Source organism: Pseudomonas sp. FDAARGOS_761 (genome assembly GCF_013343155.1).
Lineage (GTDB): Bacteria > Pseudomonadota > Gammaproteobacteria > Pseudomonadales > Pseudomonadaceae > Pseudomonas > Pseudomonas aeruginosa.
This window is the reverse complement of record NZ_CP054572.1, coordinates 4,702,738-4,723,510: the sequence shown is the minus strand read 5'-3', so window position 1 is coordinate 4,723,510 and position 20,773 is coordinate 4,702,738. Positions and strand designations below refer to the sequence as shown.

The window sequence follows — 20,773 nt, the reverse complement described above, 5'->3', positions numbered from 1 at the left end:
GTTGTCTTCACGGGGTCATCGGGGTTCGCTGGCCGGCCAGCAGGCGATGGCGGGCGGCGTAGGCGAGGGTGGCCGGCACATCGACGCTGAACGGGCCGGAAGGGTCGAGGGTGATGCTCGGGCGGTCGGTGGCGCTGAATTCGATCTCGCGCTCTCCGTCCAGCGCCAGGGTCCCGCTGGACAGGCTCGGCGCGTGGGCCACGCCGGGTTGCAGGTAGCCGGCGGCAGAGACCCCGCAGCCCACCAGCAGGCCCGGCGCCAGCGGCACCAGCAGGCTCTCGCGGGCGTCCGGATGCAGGCGCATCCAGGCGCCGTGGGGCTCCTCGCGGCTCACCGGCGACCACAGTCCGCAAAGCGCCGAAAGGCCGATGGCGTGGGGTTCGGCGAAGCTGACGAAGACTTCGGCGAGGTCTTCGGCGCGACTGATGGCGCGGGCGCCGATGAACGGCTGCGGCGACACCGCGACGTCCACCAGCGCCCACTCGCAGAGCCCGCGGCGCGGCTCGCGCACCAGCAGGCGCTTGTTGCGTCGCAGGCCGATCTCCGGCGGCACCCGGTTGCTGGCGCAGAGGCCGCCGGCGAGCCCCGCGCCGGTGGCTTCGCGCAGCTCCGGGAAGGCGTTGTTGGTCCCGGTGGACAGCGCCAGCAGGGGGACGTCGCCGACCTCGGCGGCCACTGCCTTGTGCGTGCCGTCGCCGCCGAGCACGGCGATCAGCGCCACGCCGCGCTCGACCATGCGCCGCGCCGCCAGGCGGGTATCCTCGACGCTCTGGCGCAGCGGCATGTCGAGGAACTCCAGGAACGGCCAGTGGCCGTCGCGGGCCTGGCGGGTCTGGCTGGCCCGGAGCACGGCGGCGGCGATGCCGGTCATGTCCGGCGGCAGCAACGCATGGCGGATGCCGGTGGCGCCGAAGGCGGCGAGCAGGCGTTGCACCACCGATGCCTTGTCGGTGCTGGAGTGCAGCCCGGCATGGGCGGTGAGGCGACGCAGGTCGCGACCGGAGGCCGGGTTGGCGATGATGCCGACGATCGGCGAGGGCGGGGTCATAGCGAGAATCCGCCGTCGACGGCGATGGCCTGGCCGGTGACGTGCGGCGCGCAGGCCAGGTAGACGACGAGCTGGCCCATGTCTTCGACGGTCTGCGCCTCGCCCTGGGGCAGCAGGCTGGCCTGGTGGCGTTCCCAGGACTGCGCCTCGCTTTCGCCGGCCTGCCGCCAGCGGCCCGACAAGCCGTCCTCGCCGCGCCACATTCCGGTGCCGACGATTCCCGGGCAGAGCGCGTTGACCGTCACCCCGTCGCGCGCGACCTCCTTGGCCAGGGCATTGCTGAAACCGATCACGGCAAACTTCGAGGCACAGTAGTGGGCGAGGTCTGGGAGACCGACCTTGCCGGCGATCGATGACAGGTTGACGATCCGCCCCCAGCGCTGCGCCTGCATCAGCGGCAGTTCGGCCTGGCAGCAGAGGAACACGCCGCGGGCGTTGACGTTCATCACCCGGTCCCAGTCGGCGAGGCTGAGTTCGGCGACCTTGCGGATGCTGATCACCCCGGCATTGTTCACCGCCACGTCGAGCCGGCCGAACTCCGTGGCGACCCGCTCGACCATCGCCCGGACGCTGTCGCCGTCGCTGACGTCGACCCCAAGGGCCAGGCTGCGGCGACCGAGGCTGCGGATCGCGGCGGCGGTTTCCTCGGCGACCTGCGGATCGAGGTCGGCCACCGCCACGTCGGCGCCGGCGCGCGCCAGGGCGAGGGCGATGCCCCGGCCGATGCCGAGTCCGGCGCCGGTCACCAGCGCGACCCGGGAAGACAGGGAGAAATCGTCGGACGACGTAGCGTGCATGCTTCACCTCTGATTGTTCTTGTAGGTGTATGCGGCAGGGCGTTGGGAGGAGCGGACAGTCCGCCCTGCCGTCGCCGTGGCTGGAGCAAGGCCGATGCCAGGTTGCGGCGTGGCGGCCGGAAGGCCCGTCGTAGAGCGCCGGCATGGGAAGGCCGGCGACCGCCGGGGCGACGTCCGGCGAGACAACCCATGTCATCGCGCACGGGTTCCCGGCGAGACGCTGAGACGCTCCGTCTCAGTCGTCGGCTGTGGCGGCCCGGCGCTTGTCGAGGGTCGCCGATGGGCGCTTAATGGGCGGCACAACAACAAGATGCCGAGCAACGGAGGCCCCATGCTTTCCGCACACTCGAAGGACCATGTGGACTGTGTCAGCCGTGTCCTGAGGAACGCCGCGCGCCTGCCGCAGGCGCCGGTGCCGACGCCGATCCTCGACTCCTGGCGCCGCTCCATGGAGCAGCACCGTCTCGACCCGGGGTCCCTGCAAGGGCCGCGGATTCTCTCGCAGACCCTCCTCGACGAATGTCGCGAGCGTTCCGAACTGTTCCTGCGCATCGCCAGCGAAGAGGTGGCGCGACTGCATGGACGGGTGCGCGATGCCGACTACTGCGTACTGCTCACCGATGCCCAGGGGCGGACCATCGACTACCGTGTCGAGTCGACCATCCGCAACGACTGCCGCAAGGCCGGGCTGTACCTCGGCACCTGCTGGTCGGAAGGCGAGGAGGGCACCTGCGGGGTGGCCGCCGTACTCACCGACAGGACTGCGGTGACGGTGCACAAGCGCGATCACTTCCGCGCCGCCTTCATCGACCTGACCTGTTCCGCGGCGCCGGTCTTCGATCCGCAGGGCGAGTTGCTCGGTGTGCTCGACGTTTCCGCCGTGCAATCGCCGGACGACCGCCGTAGCCAGCATCTGATCCGGCAGATGGTGGCGCAGAGCGCGCGGGAGATCGAGAACGCCTTCTTCATGCACAGCGCCCAGGGCCATTGGGTGCTGCGCGCGCACCGTGCGCCGGGCTACGTCGACAGCCAGCCGGACTACCTGTTCGCCTGGGACGCCGATGGGCGCCTGCTGGCGTTGAACCCGGCGGCGCGGCACTACCTGCGGCAGCGCCTGGGGCAGGTGCCGAGCCACATCGGCGAGGTGTTCGACCTCGACGTCCTGCACGCCGCCGCCGACCAGGCGCCGTGCCTGCTGCGCGGCCAGGCCGGCGAGCTGCACGTGCGTCTCAGCGCGCCGCGGGCCAAGGCGCGGCGGCTGGAGCGCGAGGTGCCCGACGACGCTGCGCTCGACCCGCGCATCGCCGAAAGCCTGCGCCTGGCGGTGCGGGTCAAGGACCGCAACCTGCCGGTGCTGATCCAGGGCGAGACCGGCGCCGGCAAGGAGGTTTTCGCCCGCCAGTTGCACCAGGCCAGCGCCCGTCGCGACAAACCCTTCGTCGCGCTCAACTGCGCGGCGATTCCCGAAAGCCTGATCGAGAGCGAGCTGTTCGGCTACGTTGGCGGAGCCTTTACCGGCGCGGCGGCGAAAGGGATGCGCGGCCTGCTGCAGCAGGCCGATGGCGGTACCCTGTTCCTCGACGAGATCGGTGACATGCCGCTGGGCCTGCAGACCCGCCTGCTGCGCGTGCTGGCCGAGGGCGAGGTGGCGCCGCTGGGGGCTGCGCGCCGGCAGGCTGTGGATATCCAGGTGATCTGCGCCACCCACCGCGACCTGGCGGCGCTGGTGGCGGCCGGCGGCTTCCGCGAGGATCTCTACTTCCGCCTCGGCGGCGCCCGCTTCGAACTGCCGCCGCTACGCGAACGCAGCGACCGGCTGGCGCTGATCCGGCGCATCCTCGACGAGGAAACCGCGCACTGCGGCGTACGCATCGAACTCGGCGAGGCAGCCCTGGAATGCCTGCTCGGCTATCGCTGGCCGGGCAATGTCCGCCAGTTGCGGCATGTGTTGCGCTACGCCTGCGCGCTGTGCGGCGGCGCCACCCTGCAACTCGCCGACCTTCCGGCAGAGCTGCGTGGCGAAGGCCGGACACCGGCCAGTGCGTGCGAGAGCGGCGGCGGTCCGGAGCGCGACGCCCTGCTCGACGCCCTCGTGCGGCATCGCTGGAAACCCATGGCCGCGGCGCGGGAACTGGGTATCTCGCGAGCGACCCTGTATCGGCGGGTGCGCCGGCATGGCATCCGCATGCCGGGCCAGGCGGACGACTGAGGTGCGCCGGCGCCCGGCGCAGTCGTCAAGCGCGGAAAATCAAAACCAGCCTTGAGCCTTGCCCCGTTAATGCACGGGGGCTTTCCCTGTAGCGTTCCGGGCAGCGGCGCAACCCGTTCGGTCGCGCCCCGCCAGGAGCCTACGGAGGAAACCCATGCCCGCCCCGCACCAGCCAGCCCGCAACCCGACCGGGGAGTTCGACCCATGCCGCTAGCCCTGCTGCTCGCCATGGGCGCGTTCTCCCTGAGCCTGTCGATTTCCCCCGGTCCGGTGAACCTGACCATCGTCGCTTCCGGCGCCAACCATGGTTTCCGCCGGACCCTGCCGTTCGTCACCGGCGCCACCCTCGGCTTCGTCCTGCTGCTGGCCTTCGTCGGCTTCTGGTTCGTCCGCACGATCGAGGCCTACCCGCGCTTCTTCGATTACCTGGGGATGGCCGGCGCGGCGTTCATCGCCCATGTCGGCTACCGCATCGCCACCGCGGATCCACGCCTGGCCCTTGAGGAAAACGGGGTCCCCGGGTTCTTCCAGGGCGTGCTCCTGCAATGGCTCAATCCCAAGGCCTGGATCGCCTGCGCTTCTGGCGTGGCCTTGTTCGCCAGCCCGAGCACGCACGCGCCGCTGCTGGTCTTCATGGCCATCTACCTGGTGGTCTGCTACCTCTCGCTGGCCGCCTGGGCACTGCTCGGTGACCGCGTGGCGCTGCTGCTCGACAGCCCCCGGCGGGTGCGCCTGTTCAATCGGGCGATGGGCGGCACCCTGGTGCTGACCGCCGGCTACATGCTCTACCTGCAACTCGCCGCTAGCTCGGGTTGAAGGCGTCGTAGAGGCGATTGATGAGGGTATAGGCGATGCTGCTGGCGGGTACGTTGGGCGGCCACACCGCATACACCTTCAACGGCTCCAGGCGCCATTCCGGCAGCACCGCGCGCAACTCGCCGCGGCGGATCGGCTCGTCGCTCAGGTAGGTCGGCGGCGCGGCCAGGCCGACGCCGAGGCGGGCCAGGCGGCAGGAGGCTTCGACGCTGTCGACGCGCACCCGCGGGGTGTAGTCGACGCGTACCTCCTCGTCGTCCCGCGCATGACGGAATAGCCGGCTGTCGGGGCGCATGCCGAGCCCGATCCATTCCAGCCGCTGCAGGTCGCGCGGGTGTTCCAGCGGCGCGTGCCGGGCCAGGAATGCCGGCGCCGCCACTACCTGGCGCGGCAGCAGGAACAGGTGACGGGCCTTCAGCGAGCTGTCCGGCAGGTCGCCGATGCGGAAGGCGATGTCGATGCCGTCGCCGATGATGTCGTGGCGGCTGTCGTCGCAGGCGATGCCGAGGTCGAGGTCGGGATGCTCCTCGATGAAGGCTGCCAGGTGACGGGTGAAGTCGCCGTTGACGAACACCGCGGGCATCGAGATGCGCAGGCTGTTGCGGGTCGAGACGGCGCGCTGGCGGAACTCGATGAAGCCCTTCTCGTAGAGTTCCAGCATGGAGCGGGCGGTGTCCAGCAACTGCGTGCCGTCCTGGGTCAGCGACAGCTTGCGGCTGTTGCGGTAGAGCAGCGCACGGCCCAGGTTCCGTTCCAGCCTGGACAGGTGCAGGCTGGCGGTCGCGGCGCTCAGGCCCAGCGCCTCGGCGCCGCCGGAGACGGAGCCGGTCTCGGCGATCTTGGCGAATACGATCAGGTAGCGGATGTCGTCGATCATGCGGTCTCTCGTCGCGGGGGCTGGGTGCATCCTGCGCGATGGCGGCCAGCCGGACAAGCGCGAGAGGTAGAGGGCAGCGGCGCTTTCCGGGCTTTTCAGCGCAGGCTCCAGAAGCCCAGGCGACCGAGGCTCGCCGCCAGTCGCAGGCGCGAGGTCTGCCAGTTGCCGAGGGCGCGGATGTGCTGGTCCTCGGCGCTGGCGTAGGCGGTCAGGGCGTTGAGCAGCTCGATCATGCTGCCGACCCCTGAGCGGTAGCGGCCCTGCACCACCTCCAGGCTTTGCCGCGACTGTTCGACCAGTTCGCGAGTGCGCGCCAGGCTGCGGGTCTCGACGCTGAGCGACTGGTAGTTGCTCCACACCTCCAGCGAAACCTGCTGCTCGGTGTCGGCCAGCTCCGCTTCGCTGGCCTCGCGGCGGGCCAGGGCGTTGCGGACCTGGTAGGTGCGTTCGAAGCCTTCGAACAACGGGATGTTCAGTTGCAGGCCGATGCTGCGGTCGCGTTCGCGGGTGTCACCGTTGAACGCCATCGCCTGGTCGCTGTGGCTGCGTGCCAGGTTGGCGCTCAGCGCCAGGCTCGGCCGGCCGGCGGCGCGGCTTTCCTCCACCGAGGCGGCGGCAGCCTTCAGCCGCGCCTGGGCGGCGAGCAGTGCCGGATGCTCGCGGCGGGCTTCGGCGAGCATCTCGTCGATGGCCTTGACGAAGCCGGTGTCGGGTTGCGCCTCCAGCTCGCCGGAGAGGCGCAGCGGGGTATCCGGCGCCAGGCCCATGCGCAGGGCGATGACGCCGAGGGCGTTGCTCAGGGCGCCTTCGTCGCGGACCTGGGCGAGGCTCGCCTGGGACAGCGCGGTCTGCGCCTGCAGGCGATCGGAAAGGGCGGCGGCGCCGGCCCGGTACTTGGCGTCGGCGGCTTCCAGGTTCTGCGCCGCCAGCGCCGCGACCTGCCGCGAGGCGGCCAGGCTGCGCTGGGCGGCGAGGGCGTCGTAGTAGGCCTGGGCGGCGAGGGCGAAGGTGTTCTGCAGGGTCGCGTCCTGGCTGGCGTTGGCCGCCAGCAGCAACTGCTGGGCGTTGCGCAGGGCGGCGCTGCGGCGGCCGAAGTCGAACAGCACCCAGCTCAATTGGAGGCTGGCGCCACGCCGGTGGCGATGGCCGTCGCCGGAGAGGTAGGGGGCATCGCGATAATCCATGTCGCTGTAGCCGCGACTGGCGTCGAGACGGCCGTCCAGGCGCGGCAGGTAGGCGGACTTGCCGATCCCGACCTGGGCCGCCTGGGCCTTGGCATTGGCCCAGGCGAGGCGGGTCTGCGGGTCGTGGCAGAGGATCCGCTCGATGGCTTCCTCCAGGCTCAGCTCGGTCGGTGGCGGCCCGCCGCGGCAGGGCAAACCGCTGCCGCCGAGGTCGTAGACCGCCTGGCCGGCGACCTGGCCGGCGGTGCCGAACACGTCCGGCTCGTAGGCGGCGGCGCCGGGAACCAGGCCGAGCAGGCCGCACAACAGGCCGGCGAGGGCACGCATCAGGCCTGCTCCCGCGCCGCGGCGGCCTGGCGTTCGGCCAGGCGCGCGGTGCTTTCGTCGAGGCTTACCTTGCCCTGGCCGAGGACTATCACGCGGTCCGCCGAGGCGATGGTCTCGGGCCGATGGGCGACCATGATGCGGGTGATGCGCAGCGCGCGAATGGCGGCGTTGACCCGCTGTTCGCAGTGTACGTCGAGGTGGCTGGTGGCTTCGTCGAGGAACAGGATGCGCGGCTTCTTGTACAGCGCCCGGGCCAGCATTACCCGCTGCTTCTGGCCGCCGGAGAGCACCGTGCCCATGTCGCCGACCAGGGTGTTGTAGCCCATCGGCATGGCCTGGATGTCATCGTGGATGGCAGCCATCTGCGCGCACTGCAGCAGCCAGGGCATGTCCGGCTGCGGGTCGAAGAAACTGATGTTGTCGCTGAGCGAACCGGCGAACAGCACGTCGTCCTGCAGCACCGTGCCGACCAGTTCGCGCAGGCCGTCCAGGCCCAGTTGCGCAAGGTCCAGGCCGGCCATGCGGATCTGTCCCTCCACTGGCGGGAGGATGCCCAGCAGGACGTTGAACAGGGTGCTCTTGCCGCAGCCCGAGGGGCCGACGATGGCCACCGACTCGCCGCCGGCGATGCGCAGGTCGAGGCCGTCGAGGACCCAGGGCTCCTGTTCCGCGTAGCGGTAGCGCAGGCCCTGGATCTCGATGCTCGCCTCGCGCTCGCGGAGGTTCTCCGGGAGGATGTCGCCGTGGCTGACCTCCGGGGCCTGGAGCACGATGTCGGCCAGGCGCTCGCCCTGCAACTGGAGCATGCGCAGCTCGAAGAACTTGTCGATCAGGCTGCCGACGCGGCTGTCGAACTGCGACTTGTAGGCGTTGAAGGCCATCAGGATGCCGACGCTGAACTGGCCGTCCATCACCATGGTCGCGCCGAGCCAGATCACCAGCAGGTTCTCCACGCCGAACAGCAGGCCGTTGAGCTGCTGGTAGAACAGTTGCAGCTTCTGCGTACGCAGGCCGGCGTTGATCTGTTCCACCAGCAGGCCGAGCCATACCGAGCGGCGCTCGTCCTGGCGCTGGAACAGCTTCAGCGGGCGGATGCCGCGCACCGTCTCGAGGAAGTGGCTCTGCTGGCGCGCGGCGTGGACGATCTGCTCCTCGGTGGCGTTGCGCAACGGCCGGTACCAGATCCAGCGGCCGAGGGCGTAGAGGCTCATGGCGGCGATGGCGATGGCCGCCAGTGGCGGACTGTAGAGCAGCATCATGCCGAGGGTGGCGACGGTCATCAGGCCGTCCAGCACCGCCGAGAGGAAGGCCGCGGTGAGGGTCTGCTGGATGCTGTTCACCGCGCCGAAGCGCGACACCACGTCGCCCAGGTGGCGCTTCTCGAAATACTGCGCGGGCAGCCGCAGCAGGTGACTGAAGACGTTGGCCTGCCACTGCACGCCGAGCAGGGTGCTCATGTGCATCATCACCCAGGCGCGCACCCCGCTGACCGCCTGCTGCATCAGCAGCAACAGGCCGAAGCCGATGGCTAGGGTGCTGAGCAGGTCACGGTCTTCGCTGACGATGACGTTGTCGATGGTCCATTGCAGGAAGAACGGACTGATCAGCGAGAACACTTCCAGCGCGCCGGCGAGCAGCAGCACCTGGGCCAGCGAGCGGTACAGCCCGGTGACCTTGCCGAGCATGCCCAGCAGCTTGATCCGCGGCGGCGCCTCCTGTTTCTCGAAGCCGCTCTCCGGCCAGAGTTCCAGGGCTACCCCGGTGAAGCTCCGCGAGACTTCCTCCAGGCCCAGCCGGCGCTGGCCGTGGGCGGGGTCGTGGAGCACCGCGCCGCGCCCGTCGACCGCCTTGAGCACGACGAAGTGGTTGAAGTTCCAGTGCAGCACGCAGGGCAGCTTGAGCTTGCCGAGGTCGCCGAGGTCGAGCTTCACCGCGCGGGTGCCCAGGCCGAGGCGGTGGGCGGTCTGGATCAGTTGCTTGAGGGAGATGCCCTTGAGCGATACGGAGAAGCGCCGGCGCAGTTCCATCAGGCCGGTATGGTGGCCGTGGTAGCCGGCGATCATCGCCAGGCAGGCCAGGCCGCATTCGGTGGCTTCGGTCTGCAGCACCAGCGGCAGGCGGCGGCCCAGGCGCAGGGCGAGAGCGTCGAGAAAGGCCATGGGTCGTTCCTAGAGTTTGCCGGTCAGGCTGTAGAGCGGTTCAAGCACCCATTCGTAGAGGCGCCGGGTGTCCTGGAGGATGTCGGCGTCCAGCAGCATGCCGCTCTGCAGCGGACGCGGCTGGCCGTAGGCGGTCACCGCCTGGTCGTCGAGGGTTACCCGCAGCCGGTACAGCTGCTCGCCATCCTGGCCGAGCCCCGGTACGCCGCCGACCATGCTGGAAAGCTCGGCATAGGAGACGCTGGCGCGGGAGATCGACTGCACCTTGCCGTGGTACTGGCCGAACTTCTGGTACGGATAGGCCTGGTAGCGGATCAGCACCGCGTCGCCCGGCCGGATGAAACCGATGGACTTGCTCGGCGCGTAGAGTTCGGCCTGCAACGGGGTGTCGGCGGGAACGATGCTCAGCAGCGGACGCGAGCTGTCGACGGTCTGCCCGGCTTCGGCGAGCACGGCGGTGGCGATGCCGCTCTCCGGCGCGGTGACCAGCAAGGTGCGCTTGGCTTCGCTTTCGGCCAGGTCCTGCTCCACCGCGCTGAGCTGGCGGCGGGTTTCAGCGAGCTGGTTGGCCTGGCGCGCGGAAAGCCCGGCGAGTTCGTTGCGGCGCTCGGTCAACTGCTGCCGCAGCGACGTGCGTTCGCGCTCCAGGCCTTGCAGGGTCTGGCGCTGGCCGAGCAGCTCGGCCTGGCGCTGCTGCAACTGGTCCATGGAGATGTAGCCCTTGTCCATCAGCCCCTGGTAGCGCGCGGCGGCGTCGCTGGCCAGCGCCAGCAGGCGTTGCTGGCTGTCGGTTTGGGCGGCGAGGGTGGTCAGTTCGCGCTGCAGGCTGGCGACCTTGCTGGTCAGGCTGTCGCGCTCGTCGTCTTGCAGGCGGCGAAGCTTTTCCAGTTCGTCGCGCAGGGAGTCGCGGCGTTGTTCCAGGCGCCTGCTGATACCGGCCTGCACCGGGCCGGCATCGCTGCCGTAGCGTTCGCTGGAAAGCACCATCAGGCGCTCGCCACGTCGTACCGCCTGGCCTTCCTGGACGAACTTGCGCAGCACGATGCCGGCCTGCGGCGCGTGCACCTTGACCTGGCCGCTGGCGGGAACCAATTGGCCGCTGACGGTGCTGCGCTTGGTGTAGCTGCCGAACAGGAAGAAGCCCACCACCAGCAGCGCCATCGCCGCGGCCAGCAGGGTGAGAAAAGTGAAGGAGACCGGGCGGATCAGCACGATCTCGCCCAGGGCGCCGGCATGCTGGGCGTCGAGGGCTTCCTGGCGAAACATGGTGGCTGGATCCTGGATTCGAATAATACTTGCATGACACTCCGACACCCTTGCGAAAGTTCAAACGCATGAAGTGCCGGAGTGCGACTTTTCTAATTAGATGGTGGTGCGGCCTACATCACCGGGACCGAAGTTTTCCCGGTATTGGCCCAAGTAACCGACAGCCGTCTCTGCATTGGTGAAGAGACCGACCGTGCCCCCGGCAATAGCGCCCATCGCGGTTGGCACGACCAGGCCGACCAACTGGGAAAGTGCGCCGAAGCCGAAGCCGCCGGCACCGCCCCATTTCCCGCCGATTGCCATGCCCGTCGCGGCGCCGTCGACGGCGCCTACGATCATGCCGGAAAGAGTTCCACCCGAAACGCAGGTGACTTCAATGTCATTGAGTTCTTTCATTTCATATATCTCCTTTAGGCTTCCCGTGAGTCTGGAAAGCCATTCGATGGTACTAATCCGAAAGAGTGGGATGAACTGCCAGGATTAGCGGTTTTTCATGGGCTCGATAGTTCGTTTGACAATGAGTTTCAATATTCGGCGGATGAAGGTTTGCCACTCCGGGTAAACTTTGCGAATGATTAAGGCCGGTTCGTGCGACACCTCGATAAGACCTGTTGAACAAGTCAACGCCGTATCGAGGGCTCATTCATATCGGCTCCGGCGAACCGCTCTTCGTCCGAGTCAGTACGGCCTCGCATAGCGGCATTTCATGGCATCAGCCGGTCGAGCAGCGGCGAGCTGAACAGCCGATGCGGATCGGCTTCGTTCAACTGGCGCGCCGCGGCGTCCCAATCGTTGTCTGCGACCAGGCCCTGGCGTAGCGACTGCGCCACCAACTGGTCGACCACCGTCGGCTCGGCCCAGGCGGCGGTGGGGCTGTAGCCCCAGCCCTTGCTCCACTCCACCCGCAGCGAGGCGTAGTCGCCGCTGAAGTGGTCGAACAGCCAGGCCTCGAACTCGTGGTAGAAGGCGTTGGCCTGCGGAGTGCCGGGCAGGCTGAGGATGTCCAGCCAGATCGCCGTGTCCCACTCCGGCTGGTCGGGGCGCGGACGGATCGCCGACAGGCTGGGCACCTGGGCGCCGGGAACGATCGACTCGCCGGGCTGGTCGAGCCCGCTGACGCGAATCTCCACCGGGCCGTTCATGGGGTAGTGGCCGTTGGCGCGGTAGGCGGCGACCATCGTCTGGTACTGCAGGTAGAACTCGTTGATCACCCGCTGCACGTCGCGACGCCGGGTCAGCACCGCGTAGCCGTTGGCGGTCACGCGCAGGGTGCTGGGCTTGATGTACAGCAGCAGGTCCTTGCTCCAGCCCCACAGGTCGTAGCCCAGGGTCAGCGCCATGCCGCCCACTACCAGGTCGTACTGCAGCTTGCCGAGCAGCGGGGTGAGTTCCGGGTGGCCGGTGTTGATCGCCGCCAGCAGGTCGGACAGCGCCTTGGGAATGTTGTCGGAGAAGGGGTAGTTGAACGGGCCGTTGACCGCGCGGGCGCCGAACGGGCAGCGCGGGGTCGGCGTCCAGACCTTCAGCCAGGGCTTGTCGGTGAAGGGGAACCAGATGGCCTCGGCGCGTCCGCTCTTTTGCAGGAAGCTGTCGAAGGTCCTTCCGCCGCTGCCGGCCGCGGCGAACATCTCGCTCGCCGGGATGTTCACGTAGCTCTGGCAGCGCATGCGCTTGTTGACCCCGGCCTGGAGGGTCGCCTCGACGATGAAGGCGCGTCCGAGGTGGACGAGGAACGGCGCGCAGGCCGGATCGTCGCGGCGGAAGGTCTTCAGCACGTATTGTCCGGCGGCGCCGTCCCAGACCACCGCGGTCAACGCCACGATGCTGTTGCTCAGGGAGCCGTAGCTCTGCCCCGGCAGGCGGCTTTCGCCCTGCGCCGGGATGCCGGTGCCGTGGCCGTCGATGGCGAGCACACCGCCGAGGGTCAGGTCGCCCGGCGCCGGCGTGGCGACGAAGCCGAGCTTGACCCGCTCCAGCTGTTTCAACAGGGCTTCCATGGTGACGCCGGTCTGCGCGCTGAACAGGCCGAACTCGCCCTGGGCGTCGATCCGTACGCGGGTCAGGTAACGGCTGGTTTCCACCAGCACGATGCGGCTCTCGCAGTTCTCGCCGCCTTTCAGCAGCAGCGGGGACCAGTTGTGGCCCATGCCGCGCGGGCGCACCTTGAAGCCGTTCTGCCAGGCCCAGTTGACCACCGCGAGAACCTCTTCGTTGGTGCGCGGGGCGCAGCTCCAGAGGTCGTCGGCGGCGATTTCCCCCGACCAGTTGCGGAACGCCCGCCGATAAAGTTCGAGGCCGGCCGGAAAGCCTGCCGGCGCCGGACAGCTGCTGGCGGCGGCTTCGGCGGGCTGGATGACGAAGGCCGGGGTCCAGCCGGCCACCAGGCCGACCGCGCCGAGCGTGGCACTCTTGCCGAGGAAGCTGCGGCGCGACAGGCCGCCGGATTCCTGGTCGGGATCGCCGACGAAGGCGTCGGCGTGCTGGATGAGGTCGTGCATGGCGGTTCTCCTGATCGGGGCGCTGGTCGCCCCTTCCCGGTTGCCGGGTCCTAGGTCGCCGCCGGGGGCGTCCGGGTCTCCGGCGACGGGGGAGGCCCGCTCCGCGACGGGAGCGGGCCGAGGTCCTGGGATCAGGTCCACTCGGTGTCGTAGTGGTAATCGATGCGGCTGGTGTCGCCGCCGAGCAGGCCGCCGACCGCGGCGACGCCCTTGAACACGCCGTAGCCGAGGGTGTCGGCCAGTTGATGGATGGGGGTCAGGCCGACGGCGTTGAACACCTTGCCGACCGAAGAGATGACCGACGTGTTGAGCAGGTCGTTGGACACCTTGACCACATCGACGATGGCATCGCCGACGAAGCTGAAGAGTCCGGCGCCCGATACCTGGTCGATTTCATCGAAGCTCAGTTCCTGAAGTGTGGCGAGTTGCATGGCGCTATTCCTTCATCAATCAAGTTTTGAGCGATAGCCGGCCCTCTCGCATAAACATCGGTTTGCGAAGATAGAGTGACTATCGGTTGCCAGCCGCTCTGGAAAAGTACTTTGCCGGCTGGTCGCTGAAAATTACTGATCTGCCGGCGAGAGTGTCAATCTGGGAAGTTGATAGGGTGAACTTGGAATATCCATGTTAGGCAAATGACGCCGATATTTTGTCAGTGGAACTGGTCGATGTTTTTTCGAATGCCGCGATAAGCATCTGGATATTGCTGATCCATTGATATTCGTGGGTGCAGGGAAGCGGTTCGCTATTTTTACGAGATGATGCGCCAATCCAGAAAAGTATCGAATTATTGCTTTCGGAAAAAATTCAACTGCCTTGCTGATAGGTTTCTTCCGGTCGAGTTATTGAAGTACACGTCCGGTCGGGCGTTGTTTTTCAAAGTAGAGAAACCGGCGTCATAAATTTGTGCGGATAACTGGCGGGTAAACTTTCCCAGGCTGCGCTTCTGTTGCGAGGAAGTGCCTCGGCTCGTGTCGAGGCGCTTTCCAGCCTTGACAGCCCGGCACAGGCGCGTAGAGTGCCGCGCATGAATCGTGCAGCCCTGACCTTCAAGCGCTATTACGCCTATCTGCTCCCTCATTGAGGCGGTAGATGCGTCGCTGCATTCCCGAACCGCCCGAGGCGGCGGTCCGGTGAACTCCCTCCCAACCTGTCTCCTCGGGCATCCACCGTGCCAAAGGAGATACCCGTGTCCGTCCCGACCCATCAGCAAGACCTGATCGCCCTGCTCGAAGAGCGTGGCTTCGTCCACCAGTGCACCGACCGCGACGGCCTCGCCGCGCACCTGGCCGCCGGTCCGGCAACCGCCTACCTGGGCTTTGACGCCACCGCCGACAGCCTGCACGTCGGGCACCTGCAGGGCCTGATGCTGATGCGCTGGCTACAGAAGGCCGGGCACCGTCCGTTGCTGCTGATCGGTGGCGCGACCACCCGGATCGGCGATCCGAGCTTCCGCGATTCGAGCCGGCCGATCCTCACCGAGACGCAGATCCAGGCCAACATCGACGGCATCGCCCGGGTCTTCTCGCGCTACGTCGAACTGCACGACGACAGCCTGGTGAACAACGCCGAATGGCTGGACGGCGTCGGCTACCTGGAGTTCCTCGACCGGGTCGGCCGGCACTTCTCGATCAACCGCTTGCTGACCTTCGACGCCATCAGGCAGCGCCTGGACCGCGAGCATTCGCTGTCGTTCCTCGAGTTCGGCTACACCCTGCTGCAGGCCTACGACTTCGTCGAACTGTCGCGCCGGCGCGGCTGCACCCTGCAACTCGGCGGCGCCGACCAGTGGGCGAACATCATCAACGGCGTGGAGCTGTCGCGACGCCAGGGCGGCGCCCAACTGTTCGGCCTGACCATGCCGCTGCTGGCCACCAGCGACGGGCGCAAGATGGGCAAGTCGGCGCAGGGTGCGGTATGGCTCAACGCCGAGCGCCTGGCGCCGTTCGACTTCTGGCAGTTCTGGCGCAACTGCGACGATCGCGACGTCGGTCGCTTCCTCGCCCTGTTCAGCGAACTGCCGATGGATGAGGTGCGCCGCCTGGGCGCCTTGCAGGGCGCCGAGCTGAACGAAGCGAAGGTGGTCCTGGCCAATGCCGCCACCGCCCTGGCGCACGGCGAGCACGCCGCGCGATCCGCCGCCGATGCCGCGCGCGGGGTGTTCGCCGACGGTACGCGGGATAGCGGCCTGCCGGTGATGAAGCTATCCCGCGCGCGCCTGGCGCAGGGACTGTCGCTGACCGACCTGCTGCTGGAACACGCGATCCAGCCCTCCCGCAGCGCGGTCCGCCGCCTCGCCGCCGGCGGCGGCCTGCGCCTGGACGGCACGCCGGTCAGCGATCCGGACGCGCCGCTGGCGGGCGAGGTCGACGGGCTGCGCCTGAGCCTGGGCAAGAAGCAGCATTTGCAACTGCGACTCGAGGATTGAGGTGCCTGCGGCCCCAAGGGGCCGCGCTTCACCAGAGCTTCAGCGTGTAATTGACGATGAAGCGGTTCTCGTCCAGGTCCGCACCGTAGCGGCTGCGGTAGGTGATGTTGCGCCATTTCAAGGCGACGCTCTTCAGCGGTCCGCTCTGGATCACGTAGGACAGGTCGGTGTTGCGCTCCCATTCGCTGTCGTCGGCGCGGCCGGCGCCGCGGTCGATGTCGCGGCCCTGTACATAGCGGGTCATGAGGTTCAGGCCGGGCAGGCCGAGGCCGGCGAAGTCGTAGTCGTAGCGCAGTTGCCAGGATTTCTCCTGCGGTCGGGTGAAGGTCTGGTAGGCCATGAGGTTGGCCACGTAGGGCGTGGTGTAGCCGTTGAGCACCGGAAAGGCGTCGTTGCCGATCATCTTCTGGACACCGATGCCGAAGGCGTGGGCGCCGGCGCGCAGGGTGAGCATGGCGTTGAGGTTGCGATTGTCCACCGGCCCGGAGATCGCCGCGCCGTCTTCGCCGCTGTCGAAGTAGCGTAGGTCGCTGCGCAGCGACAGCCCTTCGCCCAGCGGCAGGGTGTGCAGCAGGCCGAGATAGTGCTGCTGGTAGATGTCCTTGAGCTGGCCGTAGTAATAGCTGGCGCTGAGCCGAGGGGTGAAGGCGTAGGTCGCGCCGGCGAGATTGAACTCGTCGCTGGCGTGGGCCTTGTCGCGGCCCATGATGTACATGTCGTCGCTGCCGGCCGACTCGCGGGTGCGCGACTTCCACAATTGCCCCGCGGTGAGGGTGAGACCCTCGATCTCGCTGGAGGTCAGCAGCGCGCCGTCGAAGGTCTGCGGCAACAGGCGCACGTCGTCGCGGAACGCCACCGGCAGTTGCGGCATGAGGATGCCGACCTGTAGCTGGGTCTGCGAATAGCGCAGCTTGGCGGTCAGGCCGAGGTGACTGTAGTCGTCCACCGGCTCCTTCGAATTCGCTCCGAACGGCAGCGTGCCATCGTTGCTACGCCCGCGTCCCGAGTCGAGCTTGACGCCGAGCAGCCCGGTAGCATCCAGGCCGAAGCCGAGCGGGCCGTCGGTGAAACCGGATTGCAGGCGCAGGACGAAGCCCTGCGACCAGTTGCCGGCCTGCGATTGGGGCGCATCGTGCTGGCGGTAGTCGCGCAACTGGTAGAAGTTGCGGAGGTCGAGGTGGGCGCTGCTGTCCGCGAGGAATTCCGCTTGCGCGGCGAGGGGCAGGAGGCCGAGGCCAAGCGCATAGCTGCGCCAGGCGCACGGGCGGGGGCATGCCGTGATCATCGATTCTTCCCTTGGTTGTTGTTCTTGTAGGTATGGGTGACGCCGATTGCACGGTGAGTTTTAGCATATTGTTAACTTGTTAATGAAGTGTTGGCGATCCTCCTGGAAGCTTCGCTAGCTTCTGTCCCTTTCCATGCTTGCCGATCATGGAGGGTACGGCGCTGGAGAGCGAAACCGACCTGGAATCTTTCGCCTTCTGCGCATTTTGTTAATCTGTTAACGTTGTCGGCCCGCGAAAGGAGCCAGGCCCGCGCGCTGCCAGGGTGAACGAGGTCGCGTCGTGGGGATTTCCCGGACGGCGAACTTGCATCCGCGTGCACGGCGGTGTCGTCTGGACCGAAAGGCGAAGAAGAGGAGGGCGAACGTGCCTGCGAGTGCATCGAGGATTCAGCTCGGAAGCGGCGAACGACGCCTGTTGCTGCTGTTGTCGGCGCTGGTGGCGTTCGGCCCGCTGTCGATCGACATGTATTTGCCGAGCCTGCCGGCGATCGCCGCCGATCTCGGCGCCAGCGATGCCCAGGTGCAGCGGAGCATCAGCGGCTTCCTGGTCGGCTTCTGCGTCGGCATGCTGTTCTACGGCCCCTTGTCCGACCGTTTCGGCCGGCGCCCGGTGCTGCTGGCCGGTATTGCCTTGTACCTGTTCAGCAGCCTGGCCTGCGCGCTGGCCGACAGCGCGGGGCAACTGGTCCTGCTGAGGGTGCTCCAGGCCCTCGGCGGCGGCGCCGCGTCGGTGCTGGCGCGGGCCATGGTGCGCGACCTCTATCCGTTGGGCGAGGCCGCCCGGATGCTGGCATTGATGCATATGGTGACCATGCTGGCACCGCTGGCCGCGCCGCTGCTCGGCGGCTACCTGATGCTCTGGGCCGGCTGGCGCGCGTTGTTCGTGGTCCTGGCGCTGTTCGCCGGGCTCTGCCTGCTGGCGGTCTGGCGGGTCGCCGAAAGCCACCCGCCGGAGCGCCGCGGCGGCAGCCTGGCCCAGGCCTTTCTCGCCTATGGGCGGCTGCTCGGCGACCGTCGCGCGCTGGGCTACGTGCTGTGCATGGGGCTGGCGTTCGCCGGGATGTTCGCCTACATCAGCGCCGCGCCCTTCGTGTTCATCGAGCATTTCGGCGTGCGCGCGGAGCGCTTCGGCTGGTTCTTCGGCCTGAACATCCTCGGCGTGATGCTCGCCACCTGGTGCAGCGCGCGCCTGGTGCGCCGCCACGGTCCGCGGCCGCTGCTGCGGGCCGGCAGCCTGCTGGCCTGCGTGTCCGGGCTGTTCCTCCTCGGCTATGCGGCGCTCGGCGAGCGGGGCGGGTTGTGGGCGCTGGTGCCCGGGCTGCTGTGCTTCGTCAGCGTCACCGGCCTGCTCGGCGCCAACTGCATCGCCAGCCTGCTGGCGTTGTATCCCGGACAGGCCGGGGCGGCTTCGGCGGTGGCGGTGTCCGGGCAGTTCGGCCTCGGCTGCCTGGCCAGCCTGGCGGTCGGCTGGCTGGCGTTGCCCGGCGTGCTGCCGATGGCGCTGGTGATGGCCGTCTGCGGCGTCGGCAGCCTGCTCGCGCTGGGCTTGGCCCTGCACGGCGGAAACCGTTGATTTCCTTCTGCATACCCGCATGCAGCCTGTGTTTTTTCCGCTACTCTTCTGCACTTTCGAAACCAGTCATCCAAGCTCGGACCCTATGTCAACGCCAAGACCCTCCCTGACCCTGACCCTGTTGCAGGCTCGCGAAGCCGCGATGAGTTTCTTCCGTCCCTCCCTCAACCAGCACGGCCTCACCGAGCAGCAGTGGCGGGTGATCCGCATCCTGCGCCAGCAGGGCGAGATGGAGAGCTACCAGTTGGCCAACCAGGCCTGCATCCTGCGCCCGAGCATGACCGGCGTGCTGGCGCGCCTGGAGCGCGACGGCATCGTCCGGCGCTGGAAGGCGCCCAAGGACCAGCGGCGGGTCTACGTGAACCTGACGGAGAAGGGCCAGCAGTGCTTCGTCTCCATGAGCGGCGACATGGAGAAGAACTACCAGCGCATCCAGGAGCGGTTCGGCGAGGAAAAGCTCGCGCAGTTGCTGGAACTGCTCAACGAGCTGAAGAAGATAAAGCCCTGAAGCGACTGGCCGGCGTCATGCCGGCCAATTCTTGTCCCAGTGCCGGCAGTCGCCCTGGCAGCGACCGGGACAGCCGCAGCCGGTGCGGCTCCTGCCGGTTTCCCGCTCGACCCGGCGGGCCACCTCCTCGTCGTCGGCGAACGGCAGCATGCTCGCCTGGTCCAGGGTCTTGGCGTGGCGCAGGCTCCAATGCACGCCGAAGAACAGCACGGCGACCGCCAGCAGCTCCAGCAGGATCTCGCTCCGGCTGAATTCCATGATGATTCTCCTCGTCGGCTGTCGAGCCTTGCCCGCAGCGTGGCGGGCGAGGCTCGGGAAGGGAAGGGACGCGCTGTCGCGGCTCAGGCCATGCGGGCCGCCGCGAGGATTCCTTCCGGGCGCGCCTGGCGTACCGTGCGCCAGGTGTTGTAGCTCATCAGCAGCATGCCGGTGAGGAAGAACCCGCCACCGACCAGGCGCACGATGAAGCCCGGATGGCTGGCCACCAGCGACTCGACGAAGGAGTAGGTCAGCGTGCCGTCCTCGTTGACCGCGCGCCACATCAGGCCCTGGGTGATGCCGTTGACCCACAGCGAGGCGATGTACAGCACGGTGCCGATGGTGGCCAGCCAGAAGTGCGCATTGATCAGGCCGACGCTGTGCATCTTCTCGACCCCGTAGACCTTGGGAATCAGGTGGTAGAGCGAGCCGATGGTGATCATCGCGACCCAGCCGAGGGCGCCGGCGTGGACGTGGCCGATGGTCCAGTCGGTGTAGTGGGAAAGGGCGTTGACGGTCTTGATCGCCATCATCGGGCCTTCGAAGGTGGACATGCCGTAGAACGCCAGGGACACCACCAGGAAGCGCAGGATCGGGTCGTCGCGCAGCTTATGCCAGGCCCCGGAGAGGGTCATCATGCCGTTGATCATGCCGCCCCAGCTCGGCGCCAGGAGGATCAGCGACATCACCATGCCCAGCGACTGCGCCCAGTCCGGCAGCGCGGTGTAGTGCAGGTGGTGCGGGCCGGCCCAGATGTACAGGGTGATCAGCGCCCAGAAGTGGACGATGGACAGCCGGTAGGAGTAGACCGGGCGCCCGGCCTGCTTGGGCACGAAGTAGTACATCATGCCGAGAAAGCCGGTGGTCAGGAAGAAGCCTACGGCGTTGTGCCCGTACCACCACTGGACCATGGCATCGGTGGCGCCGGAGTACATCGAGTAGGACTTGAACCAGCTCACCGGCAGCGACATGTGGTTGACGATGTGCAGCATCGCGGTGGTCAGGATGAACGAGCCGAAGAACCAGTTGCCGACATAGATGTGCTTGACCTTGCGCTTGATCAGGGTGCCGAAGAACACCACCGCGTAGGCGACCCAGACGATCGCCAGCCAGATCGCGCCGGTGAACTCGATCTCGGCGTATTCCTTGGTGGTGGTGTTGCCCAGCGGCAGGCTGACCAGCAGGATCACCGCCACCGCCTGCCAGCCCCAGAAGGTGAAGGCGGCCAGGGTGTCGGAGAACAGTCGCACCTGGCAGGTACGCTGCACCGTGTAGTAGCTGGTGGCGAACAGCGCGCAGCCGCCGAAGGCGAAGATCACCAGGTTGGTATGCAGCGGCCGCAGGCGGCCGAAGCTGGTCCAGGGCAGGTCGAAGTTCATCTGGGGCCAGACCAGTTGCGAGGCGATCAGTACGCCCAACCCCATGCCGATCACGCCCCATACCACGGTCATGATGGCGAACTGGCGAACCACCTTGTAGTTGTAGGCAGGTTCCGTCGTTGCTTTGTTCATCTGTACAGTCCCGAAAGAAATGAACAGCC

17 protein-coding genes are annotated in these 20,773 nt (G+C 67.7%); 5 read left to right on the top strand and 12 right to left on the bottom strand.

The window, feature by feature from the left end:
• Nucleotides 1-7: 7 nt before the first annotated feature.
• Nucleotides 8-1,048, bottom strand: a complete 1,041-nt coding sequence (locus FOC67_RS21930; protein ID WP_003112999.1) for an ATP-NAD kinase family protein — start codon at nt 1,046-1,048, stop codon at nt 8-10.
• The gene (locus FOC67_RS21925; protein WP_003111355.1) at nt 1,045-1,845 is read right to left on the bottom strand and encodes an SDR family NAD(P)-dependent oxidoreductase; all 801 of its coding nucleotides are present in this window, start codon (nt 1,843-1,845) and stop codon (nt 1,045-1,047) included. Before FOC67_RS21925 ends, FOC67_RS21930 begins: the two co-directional genes overlap by 4 nt.
• A 331-nt stretch (nt 1,846-2,176) precedes the next feature.
• Between FOC67_RS21925 and FOC67_RS21920 the strand changes: the two genes are divergently transcribed.
• A complete protein-coding gene (locus tag FOC67_RS21920) occupies nt 2,177-4,054 on the top strand; it encodes a sigma-54-dependent Fis family transcriptional regulator (protein ID WP_009313314.1) in 1,878 nt (625 codons plus the stop codon).
• A 204-nt stretch (nt 4,055-4,258) separates the two neighbouring features.
• Complete coding sequence (locus FOC67_RS21915) at nt 4,259-4,870, top strand: LysE family translocator (RefSeq protein ID WP_009313316.1); 612 nt, start codon at nt 4,259-4,261, stop codon at nt 4,868-4,870.
• Here the strand turns inward: FOC67_RS21915 and FOC67_RS21910 are convergent.
• The 7 genes from FOC67_RS21910 to FOC67_RS21880 all read right to left on the bottom strand — a co-directional run bounded on the left by FOC67_RS21910 (nt 4,857) and on the right by FOC67_RS21880 (nt 13,612).
• Entirely contained in the window at nt 4,857-5,747 is an 891-nt protein-coding gene (locus FOC67_RS21910; protein WP_009313318.1) for a LysR family transcriptional regulator, read from the bottom strand. The genes FOC67_RS21915 and FOC67_RS21910 overlap by 14 nt on opposite strands.
• Nucleotides 5,748-5,842: 95 nt before the next feature.
• Entirely contained in the window at nt 5,843-7,258 is a 1,416-nt protein-coding gene (locus tag FOC67_RS21905; protein ID WP_003158852.1) for a TolC family protein, read from the bottom strand.
• Nucleotides 7,258-9,417 carry a peptidase domain-containing ABC transporter gene (locus FOC67_RS21900; RefSeq protein ID WP_003105688.1) on the bottom strand — a complete coding sequence of 720 codons (2,160 nt, stop codon included), beginning with the start codon at nt 9,415-9,417 and terminating at the stop codon, nt 7,258-7,260. Before FOC67_RS21900 ends, FOC67_RS21905 begins: the two co-directional genes overlap by 1 nt.
• A 9-nt stretch (nt 9,418-9,426) precedes the next feature.
• Complete coding sequence (locus FOC67_RS21895; protein ID WP_003137547.1) at nt 9,427-10,683, bottom strand: HlyD family secretion protein; 1,257 nt, start codon at nt 10,681-10,683, stop codon at nt 9,427-9,429.
• A gap of 96 nt (nt 10,684-10,779) precedes the next feature.
• Entirely contained in the window at nt 10,780-11,079 is a 300-nt protein-coding gene (locus FOC67_RS21890; RefSeq protein WP_003111247.1) for a hypothetical protein, read from the bottom strand.
• Between the two features lie 308 nt (nt 11,080-11,387).
• The gene (locus FOC67_RS21885) at nt 11,388-13,181 is read right to left on the bottom strand and encodes a cholesterol oxidase substrate-binding domain-containing protein (protein WP_009313321.1); all 1,794 of its coding nucleotides are present in this window, start codon (nt 13,179-13,181) and stop codon (nt 11,388-11,390) included.
• Nucleotides 13,182-13,312: 131 nt separating this feature from the next.
• A complete protein-coding gene (locus tag FOC67_RS21880) occupies nt 13,313-13,612 on the bottom strand; it encodes a hypothetical protein (RefSeq protein ID WP_003093477.1) in 300 nt (99 codons plus the stop codon).
• A 758-nt stretch (nt 13,613-14,370) separates the two neighbouring features.
• Between FOC67_RS21880 and tyrS the strand changes: the two genes are divergently transcribed.
• Entirely contained in the window at nt 14,371-15,609 is a 1,239-nt protein-coding gene (gene tyrS / locus FOC67_RS21875; protein WP_009313322.1) for a tyrosine--tRNA ligase, read from the top strand.
• 28 nt (nt 15,610-15,637) lie between these two features.
• On the opposite strand, the gene FOC67_RS21870 is transcribed toward tyrS, so the two are convergent.
• Entirely contained in the window at nt 15,638-16,894 is a 1,257-nt protein-coding gene (locus FOC67_RS21870; protein WP_003093475.1) for an OprD family porin, read from the bottom strand.
• A 364-nt stretch (nt 16,895-17,258) separates the two neighbouring features.
• On the opposite strand from FOC67_RS21870, the gene FOC67_RS21865 reads away from it, so the two are divergent.
• Complete coding sequence (locus FOC67_RS21865) at nt 17,259-18,467, top strand: Bcr/CflA family multidrug efflux MFS transporter (RefSeq protein WP_003093473.1); 1,209 nt, start codon at nt 17,259-17,261, stop codon at nt 18,465-18,467.
• Nucleotides 18,468-18,552: 85 nt separating this feature from the next.
• Nucleotides 18,553-18,975: a homoprotocatechuate degradation operon regulator HpaR gene (gene hpaR / locus FOC67_RS21860; RefSeq protein ID WP_003093470.1), complete on the top strand. Its 423-nt coding sequence runs from the start codon at nt 18,553-18,555 to the stop codon at nt 18,973-18,975.
• Nucleotides 18,976-18,990: 15 nt separating this feature from the next.
• On the opposite strand, the gene FOC67_RS21855 is transcribed toward hpaR, so the two are convergent.
• On the bottom strand, nt 18,991-19,233 hold the full coding sequence (locus FOC67_RS21855; RefSeq protein ID WP_009313323.1) for a hypothetical protein: 243 nt from the start codon (nt 19,231-19,233) through the stop codon (nt 18,991-18,993).
• A gap of 83 nt (nt 19,234-19,316) precedes the next feature.
• Nucleotides 19,317-20,744 (bottom strand): cytochrome-c oxidase, cbb3-type subunit I, encoded by a 1,428-nt coding sequence (ccoN, locus tag FOC67_RS21850; protein WP_003093467.1) that lies wholly within the window; start codon nt 20,742-20,744, stop codon nt 19,317-19,319.
• Between the last annotated feature and the right edge of the window lie 29 nt (nt 20,745-20,773).

Excerpts from the sequence above, each read along its gene's own strand:
- FOC67_RS21930 (WP_003112999.1), bottom strand. The coding sequence starts at position 1,048 with ATGACCCCGCCCTCGCCGATCGTCGGCATCATCGCCAACCCGGCCTCC.
- FOC67_RS21925 (WP_003111355.1), bottom strand. The coding sequence starts at position 1,845 with ATGCACGCTACGTCGTCCGACGATTTCTCCCTGTCTTCCCGGGTCGCG.
- FOC67_RS21920 (WP_009313314.1), top strand. The coding sequence starts at position 2,177 with ATGCTTTCCGCACACTCGAAGGACCATGTGGACTGTGTCAGCCGTGTC.
- FOC67_RS21915 (WP_009313316.1), top strand. The coding sequence starts at position 4,259 with ATGCCGCTAGCCCTGCTGCTCGCCATGGGCGCGTTCTCCCTGAGCCTG.
- FOC67_RS21910 (WP_009313318.1), bottom strand. The coding sequence starts at position 5,747 with ATGATCGACGACATCCGCTACCTGATCGTATTCGCCAAGATCGCCGAG.
- FOC67_RS21905 (WP_003158852.1), bottom strand. The coding sequence starts at position 7,258 with ATGCGTGCCCTCGCCGGCCTGTTGTGCGGCCTGCTCGGCCTGGTTCCC.
- FOC67_RS21900 (WP_003105688.1), bottom strand. The coding sequence starts at position 9,417 with ATGGCCTTTCTCGACGCTCTCGCCCTGCGCCTGGGCCGCCGCCTGCCG.
- FOC67_RS21895 (WP_003137547.1), bottom strand. The coding sequence starts at position 10,683 with ATGTTTCGCCAGGAAGCCCTCGACGCCCAGCATGCCGGCGCCCTGGGC.
- FOC67_RS21890 (WP_003111247.1), bottom strand. The coding sequence starts at position 11,079 with ATGAAAGAACTCAATGACATTGAAGTCACCTGCGTTTCGGGTGGAACT.
- FOC67_RS21885 (WP_009313321.1), bottom strand. The coding sequence starts at position 13,181 with ATGCACGACCTCATCCAGCACGCCGACGCCTTCGTCGGCGATCCCGAC.
- FOC67_RS21880 (WP_003093477.1), bottom strand. The coding sequence starts at position 13,612 with ATGCAACTCGCCACACTTCAGGAACTGAGCTTCGATGAAATCGACCAG.
- FOC67_RS21870 (WP_003093475.1), bottom strand. The coding sequence starts at position 16,894 with ATGATCACGGCATGCCCCCGCCCGTGCGCCTGGCGCAGCTATGCGCTT.
- hpaR (WP_003093470.1), top strand. The coding sequence starts at position 18,553 with ATGTCAACGCCAAGACCCTCCCTGACCCTGACCCTGTTGCAGGCTCGC.
- FOC67_RS21855 (WP_009313323.1), bottom strand. The coding sequence starts at position 19,233 with ATGGAATTCAGCCGGAGCGAGATCCTGCTGGAGCTGCTGGCGGTCGCC.
- ccoN (WP_003093467.1), bottom strand. The coding sequence starts at position 20,744 with ATGAACAAAGCAACGACGGAACCTGCCTACAACTACAAGGTGGTTCGC.